This is a genomic window from Cedecea selenatireducens, from assembly GCF_042138895.1.
GTDB classification, from domain to species: domain Bacteria; phylum Pseudomonadota; class Gammaproteobacteria; order Enterobacterales; family Enterobacteriaceae; genus Cedecea; species Cedecea selenatireducens.
Genome location: NZ_JBHIKW010000005.1, coordinates 45,093 through 64,898, shown reverse-complemented (window position 1 = coordinate 64,898; position 19,806 = coordinate 45,093). Strand labels below are relative to the sequence as shown.

Genomic DNA, 19,806 nt, shown 5'->3' with positions numbered 1-19,806 from the left:
AAGGATTAGCCTTAATGAGTAACCGTGATGCGCTGCTTGATACCTGCTACGGGCCGGTAAGCGCGCAGGTCATAGCGCGGGCGAAAGAGATTCGCCTGCTGATTCTGGACGTCGATGGCGTAATGTCCGACGGCCTTATTTACATGGGCAACAGCGGCGAAGAGCTTAAAGCCTTCAACGTGCGTGATGGCTATGGTATTCGCTGCGCCCTGACCTCCGGAATTGAAGTCGCTATTATTACTGGCAGGAAAGCAAAGCTGCTGGAAGATCGCTGCGCAACATTGGGCATCACCCACCTTTATCAGGGGCAGTCCGATAAACTGGTCGCGTTTCGCGATCTGCTGTCAAAAGTCGCGCTTTTACCGGAGCAAGTTGCCTACATTGGCGACGATCTTATCGACTGGCCGGTTATGGAGCAGGTGGGTTTAAGCGTTGCGGTAGCCGACGCGCACCCATTATTGACGCCAAAAGCGGATTACGTGACCAGAATCAGCGGTGGGCGAGGTGCAGTGCGGGAAATTTGCGATCTGCTGTTGATGGCGCAGGGTAAACTTGACGAGGCCAAAGGGCAATCCATATGAGCAAGACCAGACGTTGGATTATTTTCCTGCTCGCCATTGCGGCATTAGTGCTGATCGGCCTGAATTTGACGGATAAAGACGAGCCGGGCGTAGCCGTTAACAACGATACCCCGACTTATCAAAGTGAATTATCCACAACGATTGTCTATAACCCGCAGGGCGCGCTGAACTATAAGCTTATCGCTCAACACGTTGAATACTTCTCGGATACCGGTATTTCGTGGTTCACCAGGCCGGTAATGACGCAGTACGATGAAAATAAAATTGCTACCTGGGAAATTCACGCAGATCGCGCCAAACTTACCAATGACAAGATGCTCTATCTGTACGGTAACGTCGTCGTCACAGCGCTAACGCCAGACTCGCAGTTACGCAAAATTACGACGGACAATGCGCAGGTGAATTTAATTACTCAGGATGTCGCTTCTGACGATCTTGTTACCCTGTACGGCACCACATTTAACTCCAGTGGCCTGAAAATGCGTGGCAACTTACGCAGCCAAACTGCACAGCTGATTGAAAAGGTTAAAACCTCTTATGAAATCCAGAATAAACAAACTCAGCCTTAAACTTGTTCTGCTTGGTTCGCTTTTTGCCGCACCTTTGTCAGCCTGGGCCCTGACGGGCGACACCGAACAGCCTATTCATATCGAATCTGACCAACAGTCCCTCGATATGCAGGGCAACGTTGTCACCTTCACCGGTAATGTCGTTGTGACGCAGGGCAGTATCAAAATCAACGCCGATAAAGTTGTTGTCACCCGCCCTGGCGGCGAGCAGGGCAAAGAGGTGATTGATGGCTACGGCAAGCCTGCGACCTTCTATCAAATGCAGGACAGCGGTAAGCCGGTAAAAGGCCACGCCTCCACCATGCACTATGAACTGGCTAACGACTTCGTGGTGCTGACCGGTAACGCTTACCTTGAACAACTGGACAGCAACATCACCGGCGACAAGATTACGTATCTGGTGAAGGATCAAAAAATGCAGGCGTTTAGCGAGAAAGGCAAACGCGTTACTACCGTGCTGGTGCCGTCTCAGCTGCAGAATAAAAACGGCCAGCAGCCGGCACAAAAAAAGAGTAACTGATTCGTTATGGCAACTTTAATTGCGAAAAACCTCGCCAAGGCCTACAAAGGCCGCCGCGTTGTCGAAGACGTCAGCCTGACCGTAAATTCGGGTGAAATCGTGGGGCTGCTTGGGCCAAACGGCGCCGGTAAAACCACGACGTTTTACATGGTCGTTGGCATCGTGCCTCGTGATGCGGGAAACATTATCATTGATGATGACGATATCAGCCTGCTTCCACTGCATGCCCGTGCCCGTCGTGGTATCGGTTATCTGCCGCAGGAAGCGTCCATTTTCCGCCGCCTGAGCGTGTTTGATAACCTGATGGCGGTGCTGCAGATTCGCGATGACCTGACGTCAGAGCAGCGTGACGATCGCGCTAACGAGCTGATGGAAGAGTTCCACATCTCGCACCTGCGCAACAACCTTGGGCAATCGCTGTCCGGCGGTGAGCGCCGCCGCGTTGAAATCGCCCGCGCGCTGGCGGCCAACCCGAAATTCATTTTGCTGGATGAGCCCTTTGCCGGGGTTGACCCTATTTCCGTTATCGATATCAAACGCATCATCGAGCATCTGCGTGACAGCGGCCTCGGCGTGTTGATTACTGACCATAACGTGCGCGAAACACTGGCCGTCTGCGAACGCGCCTATATCGTTAGTCAGGGGCATCTGATTGCCCACGGCACGCCGGAAGAAATCCTTGAAGACGAGCAAGTTAAGCGAGTCTATCTGGGCGAAGAGTTCAGACTCTGATAGGGTGGGAAGTCTTACACGACTTATTTGAGGACGTTTGCTCTGAACATGAAGCAAGGTTTGCAATTACGGCTTAGCCAACAACTTGCTATGACGCCCCAGCTACAGCAGGCCATCCGCCTGTTGCAGCTTTCAACGTTAGAGCTTCAGCAAGAACTCCAGCAGGCACTGGACAGTAATCCATTGCTTGAGCAAACCGACCTGCATGATGAGATCGAGACTCAGGAGATGCCTGAGAACGAAGCAATGGACACCCGTGAAGCCCTCGAGCAGAAAGAGATGCCCGATGAGCTGCCGCTGGATGCCAGCTGGGATGAAATCTACACCGCCGGTACGCCTTCAGGGACAGGTACCGACTATCTCGATGACGAGCTTCCTGTCTATCAGGGTGAAACCACCCAGTCACTTCAGGATTACCTGATGTGGCAGGTTGATCTGACGCCGTTTTCCGATACGGATACCGCGATCGCGACCTCCATCGTCGATGCTGTCGATGAAACCGGGTATCTCACCGTTCCTCTGGAAGACATTCTGGAAAGTCTGGGCCACGACGATGTGAGCCTGGACGAAGTTGAGGCCGTGCTGAAGCGAATTCAACGCTTTGATCCCGTTGGCGTTGCGGCAAGAGACTTACGCGATTGCCTGCTTATTCAACTTTCTCAATACGCCAAAGACACACCCTGGCTGGCAGAGGCCAGGTTAATCGTAAGCGATCATTTAGATCTGCTGGCGAATCACGATTTCCGTAATTTAATGCGGGTCACGCGCATTAAAGAAGACGCCCTGAAAGAGGCCATGTGCCTGATCCAATCCCTCGACCCTCGCCCTGGCCAGTCGATTCAAACCGGCGAACCGGAGTACGTTATCCCTGATGTACTGGTCCGTAAGCACCTGGCACGCTGGGTCGTTGAGCTTAACGCAGACAGCATTCCACGCCTCAAAATCAACCAGCAGTATGCAGCCATGGGCGGCAACACGCGCAATGACAGCGACTCGCAGTTTATTCGCAGCAATCTGCAGGAAGCGAAATGGTTGATTAAAAGCCTGGAAAGCCGCAATGATACGTTATTGCGCGTGAGCCGTTGCATCGTCGAGCAGCAGCAGGCGTTCTTCGAACACGGTGAAGAACACATGAAGCCGATGGTGCTCGCCGACATCGCTCAGGCGGTCGAGATGCACGAATCGACTATCTCAAGGGTGACCACCCAGAAGTATTTGCATAGCCCGCGCGGCATCTTTGAATTGAAGTATTTCTTCTCCAGCCACGTCAATACCGAAGGCGGCGGCGAAGCCTCCTCCACGGCAATTCGGGCGCTGGTGAAGAAGTTAATTGCTGCGGAAAACCCAGCCAAACCATTGAGCGACAGCAAGTTAACCACCCTGCTGTCGGATCAAGGTATTATGGTTGCTCGCCGCACAGTTGCGAAGTACCGAGAGTCTTTATCCATTCCACCGTCAAACCAGCGCAAGCAGCTGGTGTGACTTCACCGATAAGGAAGACACTATGCAGCTCAACATTACGGGACAAAACGTCGAGATCACTGATGCACTGCGTGAATTTGTGAACACGAAGTTTGCCAAACTGGAGCAGTACTTCGACAGAATCAACCAGGTCTATATTGTATTAAAGGTGGAAAAAGTCACCCATACAGCGGATGCTACGCTGCATGTGAATGGTGGAGAACTGCATGCCAGCGCCGAAGGCCAGGACATGTATGCCGCGATTGACGGTCTGATTGATAAACTGGCCCGACAGTTAACGAAACACAAAGATAAACTAAAACAACACTGATAATCCGGGCATCCAATGTGCATATGGCCGGCCCGCTGCCCGTGTAGCGGGCCGTTTGCACAAAAAGTGCTTAGGTGAACTTATGATGAACAACGATTCCGCTCTACAACTGAGCAATGTCCTTAACCAGGAATGTACTCGCAGTGGCGTCCACTGTCAGAGTAAAAAACGTGCGCTGGAAATCATCAGCGAACTGGCAGCAAAACAGCTTGGCCTGCCGCCGCAGGTGGTGTTCGAAGCCGTACTCACCCGCGAACGTATGGGCAGTACCGGCATTGGTAACGGCATTGCCATTCCCCACGGCAAGCTGGAGGAGGATACGCTCCGGGCCGTCGGCGTCTTTATCCAACTGGAAACGCCTATCGCGTTTGACGCCATCGATAACCAGCCGGTCGATCTGCTGTTTGCGTTACTGGTACCGGCAGACCAGACAAAAACGCACCTCCACACGCTTTCCCTTGTGGCCAAGCGTCTGGCGGATAAAACCATTTGTCGTCGGCTGCGCTCGGCCAGCAGCGATGAAGAGCTTTACCAGATAATTACTGAAACAGAAGTCGATAACGGCAGCGAAAACGAATAATCAGCGCGTTTAATGTCTCAGACAGATAAATCGGGGGAATGATTACATGGTGCTGATGATTGTCAGCGGCCGCTCAGGTTCAGGGAAGTCTGTAGCCTTGCGCGCACTGGAAGATATGGGATTCTACTGCGTGGATAACCTGCCGGTCGTTCTGCTACCAGAGCTGGCGAAAACGCTTGCCGACCGGCAAATTTCCGCGGCGGTCAGCATCGACGTGCGCAACATGCCGGAGTCGCCGGAAATCTTCGAGCACGCAATGGACAGCCTGCCGGACGCTTTTTCCCCGCAGCTGCTGTTCCTGGATGCCGATCGTAATACGCTGATCCGTCGCTATAGCGATACGCGCCGTCTTCATCCGCTCTCCAGCAAAAATCTCTCTCTGGAAAGCGCCATTGACGAAGAAAGCGATCTGCTGGAACCGCTCAAATCGCGGGCCGACCTGATTATCGACACTTCAGAAATGTCGGTGCATGAGCTGGCAGAAATGCTGCGTACTCGCCTGCTGGGCAAACGTGAACGCGAACTGACGATGGTATTTGAGTCCTTCGGCTTCAAGCACGGTATACCGATTGATGCCGATTATGTGTTTGACGTGCGCTTTCTTCCTAACCCGCACTGGGACCCGAAGCTGCGCCCGATGACCGGCCTGGATCGCCCGGTTGCCGCGTTCCTCGACAGGCACACAGAAGTACACAATTTTATCTATCAGACCCGCAGCTATCTTGAGCTATGGTTACCGATGCTGGAAACCAATAACCGTAGCTACCTGACCGTGGCGATTGGCTGTACCGGCGGTAAACACCGTTCGGTTTATATAGCTGAGCAGCTGGCCGACTACTTCCGCTCACGCGGCAAGAACGTCCAGTCCCGTCACCGCACGCTGGAAAAACGTAAAACATGACCGTAAAGCAAACCGTTGAAATAACCAACAAGCTGGGCATGCATGCTCGCCCGGCGATGAAACTGTTTGAGCTGGTACAAAGTTTTGACGCTGAAGTCATGCTGAGAAACGAAGCGGGCACCGAAGCAGAAGCCAGCAGCGTTATCGCGCTTCTGATGCTGGACTCTGCCAAGGGTGGCCATATCGAAATTGAAGTAACGGGCCCGGAAGAAGAACAGGCCCTGGCTGCCGTGATTGCTTTGTTCAACGCCGGGTTTGACGAAGACTAAAGACTTTGCGCGCGGTATTAACCGCGCGCTAATTTCCATACTGCGGCAACGTTCCGCGCCGTCACGCAAATATTATCCCTCGCCTGCTCCATCGCCTCTGGCAGCGTCTGAACCCGATTAAGCACCGAGAAAACGGCATCGAGACCGTGCTGATGCACCACGCCGTAATCTGCCGTCATGCCCCCAGCCAGGGCGATAACCGGCACATTAAAACGCTTAGCCACTCTTGCCACGCCTATCGGCGTTTTCCCGTGGATCGTCTGGCTGTCTATGCGCCCTTCCCCGGTAATCACCAGATCGGCGCCCTGAACGGCCTCGGCAAGACGCAACGCTTCGGTGACAATCGCCACGCCCGGCTGCAGGCGGGCATTAAGCAAGCCCGACAAAGAAGCGCCCATTCCGCCCGCCGCACCGGCACCTGCAACGTTGATAACGCCTTTACCGCTGACGCGCTCAATCAGGTTGCCGTAATGCATCAGAGCGGCATCAAGCTGCTGCACCTGCTCTGACGTAGCACCTTTTTGGGGGCCAAAGACCGCCGACGCACCATACTTGCCGCACAAAGGATTATCGACATCACAGGCAACAAGAATATCGCACTCAGCAAGGCGAGCATCCAGCAGGCTAAGATCAAGAGTTGAGAGTTCAGCCAGTGCCGCACCGCCGGCGCCAATCTCATTGCCCTGCACATCACAGAGTTTAGCCCCCAGCGCCTGCATCATTCCCGCCCCGCCATCGTTTGTCGCGCTGCCGCCGATGCCAATAATGATTTTACGTGCGCCGTGCTCAAGTGCCGCCAGGATAAGCTCACCCGTACCAAACGTTCCGGTCAGCAGCGGGTTACGCTTTTCCGGCACAACCAGATGCAACCCTGAAGCGGCCGCCATCTCGATGATCGCGGTATCACCGTCTCCCGTCAGCCCGAAGAAAGCGTCCACAGGCAGCCCGAGCGGGCCGGTGACCGTTACCGGGATGATTTTCCCTTCTGTGGCCGCCACCATCGACTCCACGGTGCCTTCTCCACCGTCGGCCATCGGCAGTTTGAGATAGTCAGCATGCGGATAGATCTGGCGAAAACCTTGCTCAATAGCCTCGGCTACCTGCATCGCGGTCAGGCTTTCTTTAAAAGAATCAGGGGCAATAACAATTTTCATGGCTACCTCATTAACCCGCTAAATTAAATACGCCAAACATCAGGGTCGACACAAAAGCGATCGCCAGGCCGACGGCCGTTTCATAGGGAAGCAGCTTTAAGCGTTCGTGAACCTGCATATTGACGCTGCCCCCGGTGGCGTGGAAAAAACTGCCGTGAGGCATATGGTCCAGCACCGTCGCCCCGGCATGGATCATTGCCGCACCTGCCAGCGCGGTAATGCCCATATCGATAAGCGTTGAGCTAAACACTGCCGAAGCTACCGCGGTCCCGGCAGTCGTAGAGGCCGTAGCCATCGACATCAGCGCCCCGGAGAAAGGTGCCAGCAGATAAGACGGCATTCCGGAGGCCGTTAAGCCGCTAATCAAAACATCCTTCAGCCCTGAGTTAGCGATAATCCCGGCCAGCGTCCCTGTTCCCAGTAGCATAATCGCCACCGGAGACATTCGAGCCAGCCCCGACACCATATAATGGTTCGTCTGCCGCCACTGCCCCATCACTATAGACCCGATCAGGCCGCCTATCGGCAGCGCGACCAGTGGATCAATGGCGATGCCGGCAATCGGACGCAGCGCCAGCAGAAAGATAGCCACCAGCGGGGCCGCTATTGCCGCCCCGAAGGCCGGTAAAGCCTTCTCTGTTTTCACCGCAACCAGCTCATTGATGCCCACTTTGGAGCCACGATGCTTCAGCCGTTTTGCCAGAAAATAGGCCAGCACCAGGCCAAATAACCCCGGCACCACGCCGGCCATCATCAAATCGGTAAGAGGCACATGGAAAGCGTCAGCCGCCGCGATAGTATTGGGGTTGGGCGACATGACGTTACCGGCCTTTCCGCCGCCAATCATCGCCAGCAGAATAGCCATTTTCGAAATATCCGCCCGATGGGCTATCGCCAGCGCAATAGGTGAAACGGTTATGACCGCCACGTCGATAAACACGCCGACGGCGGTCAGCAGCATGGTGGCCACCGCCAGGGCAAGCAGGGCACGCTTCTCTCCAACCCTGCGCACGATAGTTTCGGCGATGGTGTTGGCGGCGCCGGACTCAATCAGTACGCCAGCCAGAATGCCAGCCCCCAGAATGCGCAGTACCGCGTTGGTGATGCCCTGCGCCCCGGTAATCATCAATGAAATTGTCTGGACTAAGTCCGCGCCGCCGACCAAACCGCCCGCCAGCGCGCCAGCAATCATGCCGTAGGCAGGCGGCACCTTGCGTAAAATAAGCACAATAGAGACAACCAGCGCCACCAGGGCGCCCAGAGCCGAAACCGTGGTCATATATCACTCCTGTTTTGATTTTTTTAGGGAGATTGAATGGGTACGGACGGGACATTACCCTGGGCGGGCGGCGAATAGCTTGAGACGAAGCGCCAGAAAATAAGCGCCGAAAAAGAGGTTTTTTGTAGATTGCTACAAATCAGTCGCTGAGCTGCATGCCGATAAATAGCTGAAGAATGGAATCTAACTTATTAATATCTAATGCCGTTATCGATTCTATTTTGCTTAGCCGATAGCGCAAGGTATTCACGTGGATATGCAGTAATTTCGTCGTTTGAGACAGATCACAATTCTGTTCAAAATAGCAGCGCAGCGTACGGCGCAGAACGCCTTTAGGGTCAGCCTCGCAGAGCGTCCGCCACGCCCGCCCCATTTCGTCCGCCTGCCAGCTTCCGGCGAGACCGTTAATCAGTACGGGTAATAAAAGATCCTGATAGTACAGCGTCGACTGCCCTATTTTTTGGCGTGAAGCCATCTTGTGCAGCGCCACAGCGCTAAGCCAGGAGCGCCTTAAGGCATCGTTTCCGTCGAATAAACCACCGACAGAAAGAGTGACGTCAAAATGCGCCAGCAGCTGAGAGTGAAGCTTACGCAGCATTTTTTTCAGCAATGCCTGGCGTTCCTCGATGCGCCCTCCCCCCAACGGCAGCAGCATCGCTATTTGTTCAAAACCGAATGGCGTGACCAGGACCTGGCTGTCGTAGTTGCTGAGGCGTTCCAGCAGTTCACGCTGACGCAGAGTCTGCTGAGATGAAAAGTGAATCATCAAAGCCACGCGCGGCAGCTCAAGATCCACCCCAAGGCCGCTGGCCATCGGGCGCAGTTCCGCCAGACTTTGCTGTCCGGAAATAATCTGGGCGGCGAGTTGCTCCCGATAGCGCTTTTCCCACTGATTTTGCTCTAGCATTTCCGCCTGCTCCAGAATCAGCTCGGCGGCCATTTTCACCAGTTCCGCGTAAGCCTGTACTTTCTCCGGTTCACCGGAAATACCGACCACGCCCACAATCTGCTGACGAAAAACAATGGGCAGATTAATACCGGGTTTCACCCCTTTAAGTCGGCGCGCGGAGGCTTCATCGATGATTACCGTCCTGTTTTCCGTGAGCGCCAGGACCGCACCTTCATGACGCTGGTGCAGACGGCGAGGATCGCCGGAGGCAATAATTACGCCCTGCTCGCTCATCACATTCACCGAATGGTCGATGATGTTCATCGTGCGCTGGACAATTTGTCGGGCGGTATCTTCTCTAAGGCAGGAGGTCATCATCATGGCGGTTTACCTTGCCGGATAGACGGCAGAGAGGGAACGCTGAGAGCTACCGCGACGAGTCCACGGTAGCCTAATTTAAATTGTGCTGCCCGAGGAAAGACTCCCCGCCCAGCTGGCGCATCTGCCGCAAAATCCACTGCTGACGCTGGCGTATATACCCTGACGGCGCGTTGGCTTTAAAACGAATCGGGTTAGGCAGGACGGCTGCCAGCAGTGCGGCTTCGGCCGGCGTCAGGCGGCTAGCGGGTTTGTTGAAATAGCGCCGGGAGGCTTCTTCCACGCCAAAAACCCCTTCGCCAAATTCAGCAATGTTGAGATACACGGTCAGAATACGCCGCTTGCTCCATGCCGTCTCAATCCCCACCGTCAGGCCTGCTTCCAAACCTTTACGCAGCCAGCTTCGGCCATCCCATAAAAACAGGTTCTTCGCGGTTTGCTGAGAGAGCGTCGATGCGCCTCGCACCCTTCTTTCATGGCGCTCGTTATGCGCCAGCGCCTTTTCTATGGCGTCCGTATCAAAGCCCCAATGTTCAGGAAACTTTTGGTCCTCAGAGGCAATCACGGCCAGCCCCATCCACGGCGAGATCTCATCCATTGAAACCCAGTCAGAATGAGCAACGTAGCTAAAATTACCGCTAAACCATGCGCTGAGCTGCCGCTCTACCATCACCGCAGAAAAAGGCACGGGAATAAAGCGGAAAACCAGGATCCCCATGAACCACACGCACGCAACCGCCAGCAGAACTTTAAACAACCAGCGCTTAACCCACTGCCACGGCGCAAAACGCCCTTTTCTCATGCGCTAAGTTCCAGCACGCGGGCCACCAGCTTGTCGATACCCACGGCGGCTTCAGCGATGTTTTGCGCCAGCATGTAGGCCGGGGTCGTCACGACTTTCTGTTCTTCATCAACAACGATATCGTCCACCGGGCAGGGGACATGTTCCGCCCCCATCGCTTCCAGCAATTCAGCGGTATCAATGTCGGTGCCAATGGTCAGGCGCAGCGGCATATCCAGAATCTTCGGCAGCATCGCCGGAGCAATGCACATGAAACCCAGCGGTTTCCCCTGCTCGTGGCATTCCCTCGCAAGGCGGCGTAAATCTGCATCAACCTCGCAATCAACGCCCTGCGAGGCAAAGGTGCTCAGGTTTTTAGCCGCGCCAAAACCGCCCGGTACAATCAATCCATCCAGGGTTTCTGATGCTGCCTCACGCAAGGGATGAATTCTGCCCCGAGTGATGCGTGCCGCCTCCTGCAGAACATTGCGCGTTTCTGCGGCTGGCTCACCGGTTAAATGATCGATAACGTCGGACTGTGCTTTATCCGGTGCAAAGCAGATGGCTTCTGCCCCGGCACGAGAAAGCGCCAGCAACGTTAACACCGCCTCATGGATCTCGCTGCCGTCATAAACTCCACAGCCGCTCAGCACTACGCCTATTTTTTTCATTCGCTTGTTCCTTTTCGTCAGGCGTGAATCAGTATCAGCCGCGTTAATTTGATCGCTATGCTTCACATATTTTACTGATTCACGTAACAAATATTTTAAGGTTTGCTATCTTATATGGCTGACAGCCTGCGAATTGCTGGTTGTGCCGTTCAATAATTCAACGCTTAAAAAAGGCGCAACCCTGTTTTCCCTGGTGTTGGCGCAGTATTCGCGCACCCCGGCCTGGCCGGGGTCATTTTTTTCCAGCGTCCGCAACCCATGCTTTTAATACGCTAACATCATGCTGCCACTCTTGTTTCAGCTCCTCAATCCATTCACCAACGTTATCTGACCAGGCGGGAAGATCCGGAGACTGAATTTGCTGGGCAACCTGCTGTAAATGCCTTAAACCAATGGAGCCAGCAGCACCTTTAATTTTATGCCCCTCTTCCACCACGCCTTTGTTATCCCGCGCGGTCATATTGGAATCGAGCACCTCTAAATAACCCGGCATCATTTTTTCAAACATAGCCAGGCCGTCGGTAATAAGTTTTGGCCCAACCAGCTCGATATATTGTTCGAGCATCGGAATATCGAGCAGCGCTTGCTGTTTTTCACTATCGACTTTTGTCACCACAGGCTCCTTGTCCGTTATCTGGTTATCCCAGAATTTTTGGATCATCGACATCAATGCCGGCACGGCGAGCGGCTTGCTTAGCACGTCGTCCATCCCGGCCTCAAGATACTCTTGCTTGTTTTTCAGCACGTTGGCGGTCAGCGCCACCAGCGGCGGCAGCTCATCTTTGCTAAAACGCTTATTCAGTTCGCGAGAGATATCCAGCCCGGTCATATCCGGCAGTTGGATATCAAGCAGCACAAGGTCATATTCGCCCGGAATAAACATCTCCAGCGCGTCTTTCCCGGTCATCGCCACATCTACGCTATTGCCGAGTTTTTCCAGAACCGAACGCGCTACGATGACGTTCAGCTCGATATCCTCCACCAGCAGCACGTGCAGTGCCGGCAATGGCATATCGTCATCTTCTAGCGTGTCCTCTACTTCTTCCGCCACGCTCGGCGCCTGAACGGTCAGCGTGAACAGCGATCCTTCACCCGGCTTGCTGGTAACGGTAATGTCTCCGCCCATGCTTTTCGCCAGACGGCGAGAAACCGCCAGCCCAATGCCGGTCCCGGTCGCAGGCTTGCCGCCGTGGCTGTCTTTTACCTGGTAATACATGGCAAAAATTTTGTCCTGCTCATCCACCGGAATACCAATCCCGGAGTCCTGAACCTCAAAGCGCAGGCAGCTCTCCTCTTCATAGCGGACGCGCACCGTCACCAGCCCCCCTTTGGGGGTAAATTTCACGGCGTTGCTGATCAGGTTCCAAAGGATCTGACGCAGGCGAGTACCGTCCGTCACCACCTTGTGCGGTAGCGGCAGAGTAGGGTCCATCACAAACGACAGCCCTTTTTGCTGAGCCTGCAGGCCAGAAAGGTTTTCAAGGTCGGCGATGAAGCTGGTGAAATCAACCGGCTGGTTATCGAGCTGGACTTTGCGGCGCTCGAGCTTATCCATATCGATAATATCGTTGAAGATGTTGCCAAGCGTGATGGCGGAAACGTGGATCGTTTTCAGGTAATTGGTTTGTTCGGCGGTGAGATCGGTATCCAGCAGAATACGACTCAGGCCGACAATGCCGTTGAGCGGAGTACGCAGCTCGTGGCTGATGGTTGAGATGAAGGTTGTCTTGTCCCGGCTCGCGCGCTCAAGCGCGTCCTGGTAGCGTTTACGCTCGGTAATATCGCGGCCAAACCCCATCAACCCGTGGCGTTTACCGACGCGGTCGTAATAAGGCACTTTTCGGATTTCGAAACAGGCTTTTCGCCCATCCGGATAATCAAGCCACTGCTCATAGGTCAGAGAAACGTTGTGGCGGAATACCTTTTCGTCCGTTTCCAGCACTTTCTCTGCCGCTTCAGACGTGTACACGTCCTGCGGTTTAAGATGAACCAGCTGTTTCTCACTCTTGCCGGTCAGCAGCTCCATGGCCCTGTTACAGCCGGAAAACTCTCGGTCTTCATTGCGATAGAAGACCAGGTCAGGAGAAGCATCAAGGAAAGAACGCAGGAAAGAGGATTGCTGTTCGAGGCGGATTTGCGTCTCTTCACGCTCCTGCATCTCGACTTTAAGCTGCTCAAGCATGGTCTGGCGTTCGGCTTCCGCTTTCACGCGGTCGGCTATCTCCTGGTTTAGCTGGGCAATATTGTCCTTAAGCTGGACGTTAAGGATAAGATCCCGCTCGCGCATCTCTTCCAGCTTTTCCACCAGCTTCGACAGCCGCTGCCTGGACTCCTCGAGCTGCTCGACAACAACAGACAGGAAGTAAACCGCCCAGGGCGTAATCAACAAGCCAAAGAAGATAGAACGAACAACGTCAATACTTTCGACCTGCCCGCGCAGCAGCATGGTGACGGCCATTTGCACCACCATCGCCAGCACGACCAGCGCGGAGGCCAGCAGCAGGGAGAAGCGGACTAACCCCAGCTTCACCATAAGATCAACGTAATACTGCGCCAATAACCGGATTTGCTTCATGGAACGATTCCTTCGCCGTGGATGCGCTAAATATACCGCAAAAAGGACTCGTACTCAGGATTTACGAAAGAACTGAGAGATCCCACGGCGTTCCCAGCGCTGAACCCTGCGCCCCATGAGCCAGCAAATAGCGGTCGATATCCACCATCGCAGCCCAGCGGTTTTCACACCACAAAGGTGCCAGCAGCGTGGGGCGCCTGGCGTTAGCCGAAATACGATGAAATACGACATCAAGCGGCGTGTGGCGAATCATTTCTCCGGCGGTAACCACATACTCATCCAGCGCAATCCCCTCCAGACGTCCTGCCCGCCAGCTTTTGGCCATAATACTGCCTTCCACAATATGCAGAGGATGCAGCTTCAGGCCATCCACGCCGGTTTCAACCACTTTTTCCAGCGTGTCCATGCATTGCTGCTGACCTTCACCGGGCAGGCCAACGATAAGATGACTGCAAACCTTTAAACCACGCGCCCGAGCCCGCCTCGTTGTCTCCTGATAGCAGGCAAAATCATGCCCACGGTTGATGCGGTGCAGCGTTTTGTCATTCGCCGTCTGCAAACCCAGCTCCAGCCACACTTCATAGCCTTGCTCATGGTAGTCGCTCAGCAGATCGAGCACGCCGTCTGGCACGCAGTCGGGCCGGGTGCCCACACACAGCCCAACAATGCTGGTCTGGCTTACCGCCTGCTGATACATAGCACGCAGAACCTGCACTTCAGCCCAGGTGCTGGTGTAAGCCTGGAAATAGGCCAGATAACGCTGGGCGCGATTCACCCGACTGGCCTGATGCGCGAGCTGTTCTGCAATGGAGCTGTGCTGCTGGGCTTCGTCGGCAAAAGAGGCCACGTTGCAAAAGGTGCAGCCGCCTCGCCCGATAGTGCCGTCGCGATTAGGACAGCTAAACCCGCCATGCAGCGTGAGTTTATGGACCTTTTGCCCATAGCGACGAGAGAGATCGCCGCCAAACATATTGACTAATTTCTGTAACTGCATAATCTGATGGGCCGTCCCGAAAAAGGGGCCTAGCCTGCCATTTTCTTCTCGCAGCGGCGATGACCTGGATCAATCGCTTCGGCGCAGCCTTATCTATTGCATATAAACTCAAAATAAGTGCAACCCTATTCAAATAAGGCTTAATTACTTTTCCTTATGATGCTGCCCTTTATTTAAAGAATATGACGAGCGGTGAAAAACAGTGTCATGCTGCACTCCATGGGGGTTAAGTAGCATATCGTGCTAGCAATACCACTGATGCCAGCATGGTCTGGAGTTCCCTGGGCTTCAGTATAGTGAGGACGATCACATAACCCCCGGCGTTTGCCGCGCTGCCGCCACAGGCAAAAAAGCGCAAAATATCATTGTATTCATATCCTTAGGACGCTCTTAGCACAATTATGTATAAATAAGAATGCCATTTGACCTGTGTGCTCTTTCCCGATAACTTGGAAATCCGCTGGAAGCTTTCTGGATGGGTTCTGTGCCCATCATATTTATGCAGTAATTGAGATTCCCTCTAAAGCAAGTCCTCAACACTTGTGACACCGGATGCGTTGGACATTAAGAGGGCGACACGCGAGGCAAGCGTATGATGCGCAAACCCCGTCGCCATGCCCTTGCTGCGTCCACGCGCAAACGGTTGGGAGTAACGTAGAGCCTGGGGAGGTTCACTGATATGTTGTACGATAAATCCCTTGAGAAGGATAACTGTGGTTTCGGCCTGATCGCCCACATAGAAGGCGAACCTAGCCACAAGGTAGTGCGTACCGCTATTCACGCGCTAGCCCGTATGCAGCACCGTGGGGCCATCCTGGCCGACGGTAAAACCGGCGACGGTTGTGGCCTGCTGCTGCAAAAACCAGATCGTTTCTTCCGCATTGTTGCAGAAGAACGCAATTGGCGTTTGGCCAAGAACTATGCCGTTGGCATGATTTTCTTAAGCCAGGATGACGCGCTTGCTCGCGCCAGCCGCCGCATTGTTGAAGAAGAGCTGCAAAACGAAACTCTGTCTATTGTTGGCTGGCGTGAAGTGCCGCTGAACAAAGACGTGCTCGGTGAAATCGCCCTCTCCTCTCTGCCACGTATTGAACAAATTTTCGTTAACGCCCCGGCGGGCTGGCGCCCTCGTGATATGGAACGCCGCCTGTTTATCGCCCGTCGCCGTATCGAAAAACGCATCCAGGAAGATAAAGACTTCTATATCTGTAGCCTGTCTAACCTGGTGAACATCTATAAAGGTCTGTGTATGCCGGCTGACCTGCCGCGCTTCTACCTGGACCTGGCGGACCTGCGCCTGGAATCGGCCATTTGCCTGTTCCACCAGCGTTTCTCCACCAACACCGTGCCGCGCTGGCCGCTGGCTCAGCCGTTCCGCTATCTGGCGCATAACGGCGAAATCAACACCATTACCGGTAACCGCCAGTGGGCCCGCGCTCGTACCTATAAATTCCAGACGCCGCTGATCCCCGATCTGCACGACGCCGCGCCGTTCGTGAACGAAACCGGCTCCGACTCCAGCTCCATGGACAACATGCTTGAGCTGCTGCTGGCGGGCGGGATGGATATCGTACGCGCCATGCGTCTGCTTGTTCCGCCTGCATGGCAGAACAACCCGAACATGGATCCTGAGCTGCGTGCCTTCTTCGACTTTAACTCCATGCACATGGAGCCGTGGGACGGCCCGGCCGGTATCGTGATGTCAGACGGGCGCTTCGCTGCCTGTAACCTGGACCGTAACGGCCTGCGCCCGGCGCGCTACGTCATCACCAAAGACAAGCTCATCACCTGTGCCTCTGAAGTCGGGATCTGGGACTACCAGCCGGACGAAGTGGTTGAAAAAGGCCGCGTTGGCCCGGGCGAGCTGATGGTTATCGACACCCGTATTGGCCGTATTCTGCATTCCGCTGAAACCGATGCCGAGCTGAAAAGCCGCCATCCGTATAAAGAGTGGATGGAGAACAACGTGCGTCGTCTGGTGCCGTTTGAAGATCTGCCGGACGAAAAAGTGGGCGCGAGAGAGCTGGACGACGACACGCTCGCCAGCTACCAGAAGCAGTTTAACTACAGCAGCGAAGAGCTGGATTCAGTGATTCGCGTTCTGGGCGAAAACGGCCAGGAAGCGGTGGGGTCAATGGGCGATGACACGCCGTTTGCCGTGCTTTCCAGCCAGCCACGCATTATTTACGATTACTTCCGCCAGCAGTTCGCGCAGGTCACCAACCCGCCAATCGATCCGCTGCGTGAAGCACACGTGATGTCCCTGGCCACCAGCATTGGTCGCGAGATGAACGTCTTCTGTGAAGCAGAAGGCCAGGCGCACCGCCTGAGCTTCAAATCGCCGATTCTGCTGTGGTCTGATTTCCAGCAGCTCACCACGCTTGAAGAAGAACACTATCGCGCCGATACGCTCGACATCACTTATGACGTGACCGAGAAATCACTGCACGAAACGGTGATGGCGCTCTGCGACGAAGCTGAACGCATGGTACGCAATGGCACCGTGTTGCTGGTGCTGTCCGACCGCAACATTGCGAAAAATCGCCTGCCGGTTCCGGCCCCGATGGCCGTGGGCGCCATCCAGACTCGTCTTGTTGAGAAGAGCCTGCGCTGTGACGCCAACATCATCGTTGAAACCGCCAGCGCCCGCGACCCGCACCACTTTGCCGTGCTGCTGGGCTTCGGTGCGACCGCCATCTATCCGTACCTCGCCTATGAAACGTTGGCGAAGCTGGTCGACAACGGCGCTATCGACAAAAACTATCGCGTCGTGATGCAGAACTACCGTAACGGAATCAACAAAGGCCTGTACAAGATCATGTCCAAAATGGGCATCTCGACTATCGCCTCTTACCGTTGCTCTAAGCTGTTCGAAGCCGTTGGCCTGCACAAAGAAGTTTCAGAGCTTTGCTTCCAGGGTGCGGTCAGCCGCATCGGCGGCGCAGGCTTTGGCGACTTCCAGCAGGACCTGCTGAACCTGTCCAAACGTGCCTGGCTGGTGCGTAAACCATTGGATCAGGGCGGTCAGCTTAAGTTCGTTCACGGTGGGGAATACCACGCCTACAACCCGGACGTTGTGCAGACGCTGCAAAAAGCGGTGCAGAGCGGCGAATACGCCGACTATCAGCAGTATGCGAAGCTGGTTAACGAGCGTCCGGTCGCTACGCTGCGCGATATGCTTGCGCTGAACCCGCAGGACGAATCCGTCAAAATTGAAGACGTTGAGCCAGCAACCGATCTGTTCAAGCGCTTCGATACCGCGGCGATGTCCATCGGTGCCCTGAGCCCGGAAGCGCACGAATCCCTGGCTGAAGCGATGAACAGCATCGGCGGGAACTCTAACTCCGGCGAAGGCGGTGAAGATCCGGCTCGCTACGGCACCAATAAAGTGTCCCGTATCAAGCAGGTGGCTTCCGGCCGCTTCGGCGTCACGCCAGCTTATTTGGTCAACGCCGACGTTATCCAGATTAAAGTCGCGCAGGGCGCGAAACCGGGCGAAGGCGGCCAGCTGCCGGGTGATAAGGTCACGCCTTATATCGCTAAGCTGCGCTACTCCGTACCGGGCGTGACGCTGATTTCACCTCCGCCTCACCACGATATCTACTCTATCGAGGATCTGGCGCAGCTGATTTTCGACCTGAAACAGGTTAACCCGAAGGCGATGATCTCCGTGAAGCTGGTTTCCGAACCGGGCGTCGGCACCATCGCGACGGGCGTAGCCAAAGCCTATGCCGACCTGATCACTATTGCCGGCTACGACGGCGGCACCGGCGCAAGCCCGCTATCGTCCGTGAAATACGCGGGCTGCCCGTGGGAGCTTGGCCTGGTGGAAACCCAGCAGGCTCTGGTGGCTAACGGCCTGCGTCATAAAATTCGCCTGCAGGTGGACGGCGGCCTGAAAACCGGCCTCGACATCATTAAAGCGGCCATCCTTGGCGCAGAAAGCTTCGGCTTCGGCACCGGGCCAATGGTTGCGCTGGGCTGTAAATACCTGCGAATCTGCCACCTGAACAACTGCGCAACCGGCGTGGCAACTCAGGATGACAAGCTGCGTAAGAACCACTACCACGGCCTGCCGTTCAAAGTGACCAACTACTTTGAGTTCATCGCTCGCGAAACCCGCGAACTGATGGCGCTGCTCGGCGTGAAGCGTCTGGTCGACCTGATTGGTCGTACCGACCTGCTGAAAGAGCTGGACGGGTTTACCGCTAAGCAGCAGAAGCTGGATCTCTCCGCCCTGCTAAAAACGGCTGAACCTATGCCGGGCAAAGCGGTGTACTGCACCGAGCATAACCCGCCGTTCGATAAGGGCGACCTTAACGCACAGCTGCTGAACCAGGCGCAGGCGTACGTGGATGACAAACAGAGCAAAACCTTCTGGTTTGATATCCGCAACACCGATCGTTCCGTTGGGGCTTCCCTCTCCGGCTACATCGCCCAGCAGCATGGCGACCAGGGGCTGGCGTCTGACCCAATCAAGGCGCACTTTAGCGGCACCGCGGGCCAGAGCTTCGGCGTCTGGAACGCAGGCGGCGTGGAGCTTCACCTGACCGGCGATGCTAACGACTATGTAGGCAAAGGCATGGCGGGCGGCCTGATTTCTCTGCGCCCTCCGGTAGGCTCAGCCTTCCGTAGCCATGAAGCGACGATTATCGGCAACACCTGCCTGTATGGCGCTACCGGTGGCAAACTCTATGCCGCAGGCCGCGCAGGTGAGCGTTTCGCGGTGCGTAACTCCGGTGCCATCACCGTAGTTGAAGGCATTGGCGATAACGGCTGTGAATACATGACCGGCGGTATCGTCTGTATTCTTGGCAAAACCGGGGTTAACTTCGGGGCCGGCATGACGGGCGGCTTCGCCTACGTGCTGGATGAAGACGGTGAGTTCCGTAAACGCGTGAACCCTGAACTGGTTGAATTACTGGATGTGGAAGAGCTGGCGATTCATGAAGAGCATCTGCGCGGCATGATAACCGAACACGTTCAGCTGACCGGCTCCCAGCGCGGCGAGGAGATTCTGGCTAACTGGCCGACGTTCGCCTCCAAATTCACCCTGGTTAAACCGAAGTCCAGTGATGTCAAAGCATTGTTGGGTCACCGCAGTCGTTCCGCAGCCGAGCTGCGGGTGCAGGCGCAGTAAG

General features: G+C 55.1%; 17 protein-coding genes. 10 read left to right on the top strand and 7 right to left on the bottom strand.

The features are described from left to right. Nucleotides 1-14: 14 nt before the first annotated feature. The 9 genes from kdsC (at nucleotide 15) to npr (ending at nucleotide 5,944) form a co-directional block, all read left to right on the top strand. Nucleotides 15-581 carry a 3-deoxy-manno-octulosonate-8-phosphatase KdsC gene (gene kdsC / locus ACE38U_RS09935; RefSeq protein ID WP_038478442.1) on the top strand — a complete coding sequence of 189 codons (567 nt, stop codon included), beginning with the start codon at nucleotides 15-17 and terminating at the stop codon, nucleotides 579-581. Beyond that, nucleotides 578-1,150: an LPS export ABC transporter periplasmic protein LptC gene (lptC, locus tag ACE38U_RS09930; protein ID WP_375529665.1), complete on the top strand. Its 573-nt coding sequence runs from the start codon at nucleotides 578-580 to the stop codon at nucleotides 1,148-1,150. The genes kdsC and lptC overlap by 4 nt, the downstream gene beginning before the upstream one ends. Next, nucleotides 1,119-1,670, top strand: a complete 552-nt coding sequence (lptA, locus tag ACE38U_RS09925) for a lipopolysaccharide ABC transporter substrate-binding protein LptA (RefSeq protein ID WP_038478436.1) — start codon at nucleotides 1,119-1,121, stop codon at nucleotides 1,668-1,670. The genes lptC and lptA overlap by 32 nt, the downstream gene beginning before the upstream one ends. Before the next feature lie 6 nt (nucleotides 1,671-1,676). Further along, nucleotides 1,677-2,402: an LPS export ABC transporter ATP-binding protein gene (gene lptB, locus ACE38U_RS09920; RefSeq protein ID WP_038478433.1), complete on the top strand. Its 726-nt coding sequence runs from the start codon at nucleotides 1,677-1,679 to the stop codon at nucleotides 2,400-2,402. 48 nt (nucleotides 2,403-2,450) lie between these two features. Next, the gene (gene rpoN, locus ACE38U_RS09915) at nucleotides 2,451-3,884 is read left to right on the top strand and encodes an RNA polymerase factor sigma-54 (protein WP_375529664.1); all 1,434 of its coding nucleotides are present in this window, start codon (nucleotides 2,451-2,453) and stop codon (nucleotides 3,882-3,884) included. 22 nt (nucleotides 3,885-3,906) lie between these two features. After that, nucleotides 3,907-4,194 carry a ribosome hibernation promoting factor gene (hpf, locus tag ACE38U_RS09910; RefSeq protein WP_038478427.1) on the top strand — a complete coding sequence of 96 codons (288 nt, stop codon included), beginning with the start codon at nucleotides 3,907-3,909 and terminating at the stop codon, nucleotides 4,192-4,194. An 82-nt stretch (nucleotides 4,195-4,276) separates the two neighbouring features. After that, complete coding sequence (ptsN, locus tag ACE38U_RS09905) at nucleotides 4,277-4,774, top strand: PTS IIA-like nitrogen regulatory protein PtsN (RefSeq protein ID WP_038478425.1); 498 nt, start codon at nucleotides 4,277-4,279, stop codon at nucleotides 4,772-4,774. Nucleotides 4,775-4,820: 46 nt separating this feature from the next. Beyond that, a complete protein-coding gene (rapZ, locus tag ACE38U_RS09900; protein ID WP_008454836.1) occupies nucleotides 4,821-5,675 on the top strand; it encodes an RNase adapter RapZ in 855 nt (284 codons plus the stop codon). Continuing rightward, nucleotides 5,672-5,944: a PTS phosphocarrier protein NPr gene (gene npr, locus ACE38U_RS09895; protein WP_038478422.1), complete on the top strand. Its 273-nt coding sequence runs from the start codon at nucleotides 5,672-5,674 to the stop codon at nucleotides 5,942-5,944. Before rapZ ends, npr begins: the two co-directional genes overlap by 4 nt. A 17-nt stretch (nucleotides 5,945-5,961) precedes the next feature. On the opposite strand, the gene ACE38U_RS09890 is transcribed toward npr, so the two are convergent. The 7 genes from ACE38U_RS09890 to mnmL form a co-directional block, all read right to left on the bottom strand. After that, on the bottom strand, nucleotides 5,962-7,098 hold the full coding sequence (locus ACE38U_RS09890; RefSeq protein ID WP_375529663.1) for a glycerate kinase: 1,137 nt from the start codon (nucleotides 7,096-7,098) through the stop codon (nucleotides 5,962-5,964). A gap of 10 nt (nucleotides 7,099-7,108) precedes the next feature. Further along, the gene (locus ACE38U_RS09885; protein ID WP_038478416.1) at nucleotides 7,109-8,377 is read right to left on the bottom strand and encodes a GntP family permease; all 1,269 of its coding nucleotides are present in this window, start codon (nucleotides 8,375-8,377) and stop codon (nucleotides 7,109-7,111) included. A gap of 139 nt (nucleotides 8,378-8,516) precedes the next feature. Beyond that, nucleotides 8,517-9,644 (bottom strand): sugar diacid recognition domain-containing protein, encoded by a 1,128-nt coding sequence (locus ACE38U_RS09880; protein ID WP_038483137.1) that lies wholly within the window; start codon nucleotides 9,642-9,644, stop codon nucleotides 8,517-8,519. 73 nt (nucleotides 9,645-9,717) lie between these two features. Continuing rightward, nucleotides 9,718-10,446 (bottom strand): monofunctional biosynthetic peptidoglycan transglycosylase, encoded by a 729-nt coding sequence (mtgA, locus tag ACE38U_RS09875; protein WP_038478413.1) that lies wholly within the window; start codon nucleotides 10,444-10,446, stop codon nucleotides 9,718-9,720. Then, nucleotides 10,443-11,096, bottom strand: coding sequence for an isoprenoid biosynthesis glyoxalase ElbB (gene elbB / locus ACE38U_RS09870; RefSeq protein WP_038478410.1), 654 nt, complete (start codon nucleotides 11,094-11,096; stop codon nucleotides 10,443-10,445). The genes mtgA and elbB overlap by 4 nt, the downstream gene beginning before the upstream one ends. Before the next feature lie 232 nt (nucleotides 11,097-11,328). Then, a complete protein-coding gene (arcB, locus tag ACE38U_RS09865; RefSeq protein ID WP_038478407.1) occupies nucleotides 11,329-13,671 on the bottom strand; it encodes an aerobic respiration two-component sensor histidine kinase ArcB in 2,343 nt (780 codons plus the stop codon). Between the two features lie 61 nt (nucleotides 13,672-13,732). Beyond that, nucleotides 13,733-14,665, bottom strand: a complete 933-nt coding sequence (gene mnmL / locus ACE38U_RS09860) for a tRNA modification radical SAM protein MnmL/YtqA (RefSeq protein WP_176981502.1) — start codon at nucleotides 14,663-14,665, stop codon at nucleotides 13,733-13,735. Between the two features lie 679 nt (nucleotides 14,666-15,344). Here mnmL and gltB point away from each other — a divergent pair. Beyond that, a complete protein-coding gene (gene gltB, locus ACE38U_RS09855) occupies nucleotides 15,345-19,805 on the top strand; it encodes a glutamate synthase large subunit (protein WP_176981501.1) in 4,461 nt (1,486 codons plus the stop codon). The last annotated feature ends 1 nt before the right edge of the window (nucleotide 19,806 follow it).

What these genes read in the sequence shown, in the direction of transcription:
- ACE38U_RS09890 (WP_375529663.1), bottom strand. Translation starts at nt 7,098, where the DNA reads ATGAAAATTGTTATTGCCCCTGATTCTTTTAAAGAAAGCCTGACCGCG.
- rpoN (WP_375529664.1), top strand. Translation starts at nt 2,451, where the DNA reads ATGAAGCAAGGTTTGCAATTACGGCTTAGCCAACAACTTGCTATGACG.
- rapZ (WP_008454836.1), top strand. Translation starts at nt 4,821, where the DNA reads ATGGTGCTGATGATTGTCAGCGGCCGCTCAGGTTCAGGGAAGTCTGTA.
- mnmL (WP_176981502.1), bottom strand. Translation starts at nt 14,665, where the DNA reads ATGCAGTTACAGAAATTAGTCAATATGTTTGGCGGCGATCTCTCTCGT.
- npr (WP_038478422.1), top strand. Translation starts at nt 5,672, where the DNA reads ATGACCGTAAAGCAAACCGTTGAAATAACCAACAAGCTGGGCATGCAT.
- arcB (WP_038478407.1), bottom strand. Translation starts at nt 13,671, where the DNA reads ATGAAGCAAATCCGGTTATTGGCGCAGTATTACGTTGATCTTATGGTG.
- ptsN (WP_038478425.1), top strand. Translation starts at nt 4,277, where the DNA reads ATGATGAACAACGATTCCGCTCTACAACTGAGCAATGTCCTTAACCAG.
- mtgA (WP_038478413.1), bottom strand. Translation starts at nt 10,446, where the DNA reads ATGAGAAAAGGGCGTTTTGCGCCGTGGCAGTGGGTTAAGCGCTGGTTG.
- ACE38U_RS09880 (WP_038483137.1), bottom strand. Translation starts at nt 9,644, where the DNA reads ATGATGACCTCCTGCCTTAGAGAAGATACCGCCCGACAAATTGTCCAG.
- ACE38U_RS09885 (WP_038478416.1), bottom strand. Translation starts at nt 8,377, where the DNA reads ATGACCACGGTTTCGGCTCTGGGCGCCCTGGTGGCGCTGGTTGTCTCT.
- hpf (WP_038478427.1), top strand. Translation starts at nt 3,907, where the DNA reads ATGCAGCTCAACATTACGGGACAAAACGTCGAGATCACTGATGCACTG.
- kdsC (WP_038478442.1), top strand. Translation starts at nt 15, where the DNA reads ATGAGTAACCGTGATGCGCTGCTTGATACCTGCTACGGGCCGGTAAGC.
- elbB (WP_038478410.1), bottom strand. Translation starts at nt 11,096, where the DNA reads ATGAAAAAAATAGGCGTAGTGCTGAGCGGCTGTGGAGTTTATGACGGC.
- lptB (WP_038478433.1), top strand. Translation starts at nt 1,677, where the DNA reads ATGGCAACTTTAATTGCGAAAAACCTCGCCAAGGCCTACAAAGGCCGC.
- lptA (WP_038478436.1), top strand. Translation starts at nt 1,119, where the DNA reads ATGAAATCCAGAATAAACAAACTCAGCCTTAAACTTGTTCTGCTTGGT.
- gltB (WP_176981501.1), top strand. Translation starts at nt 15,345, where the DNA reads ATGTTGTACGATAAATCCCTTGAGAAGGATAACTGTGGTTTCGGCCTG.
- lptC (WP_375529665.1), top strand. Translation starts at nt 578, where the DNA reads ATGAGCAAGACCAGACGTTGGATTATTTTCCTGCTCGCCATTGCGGCA.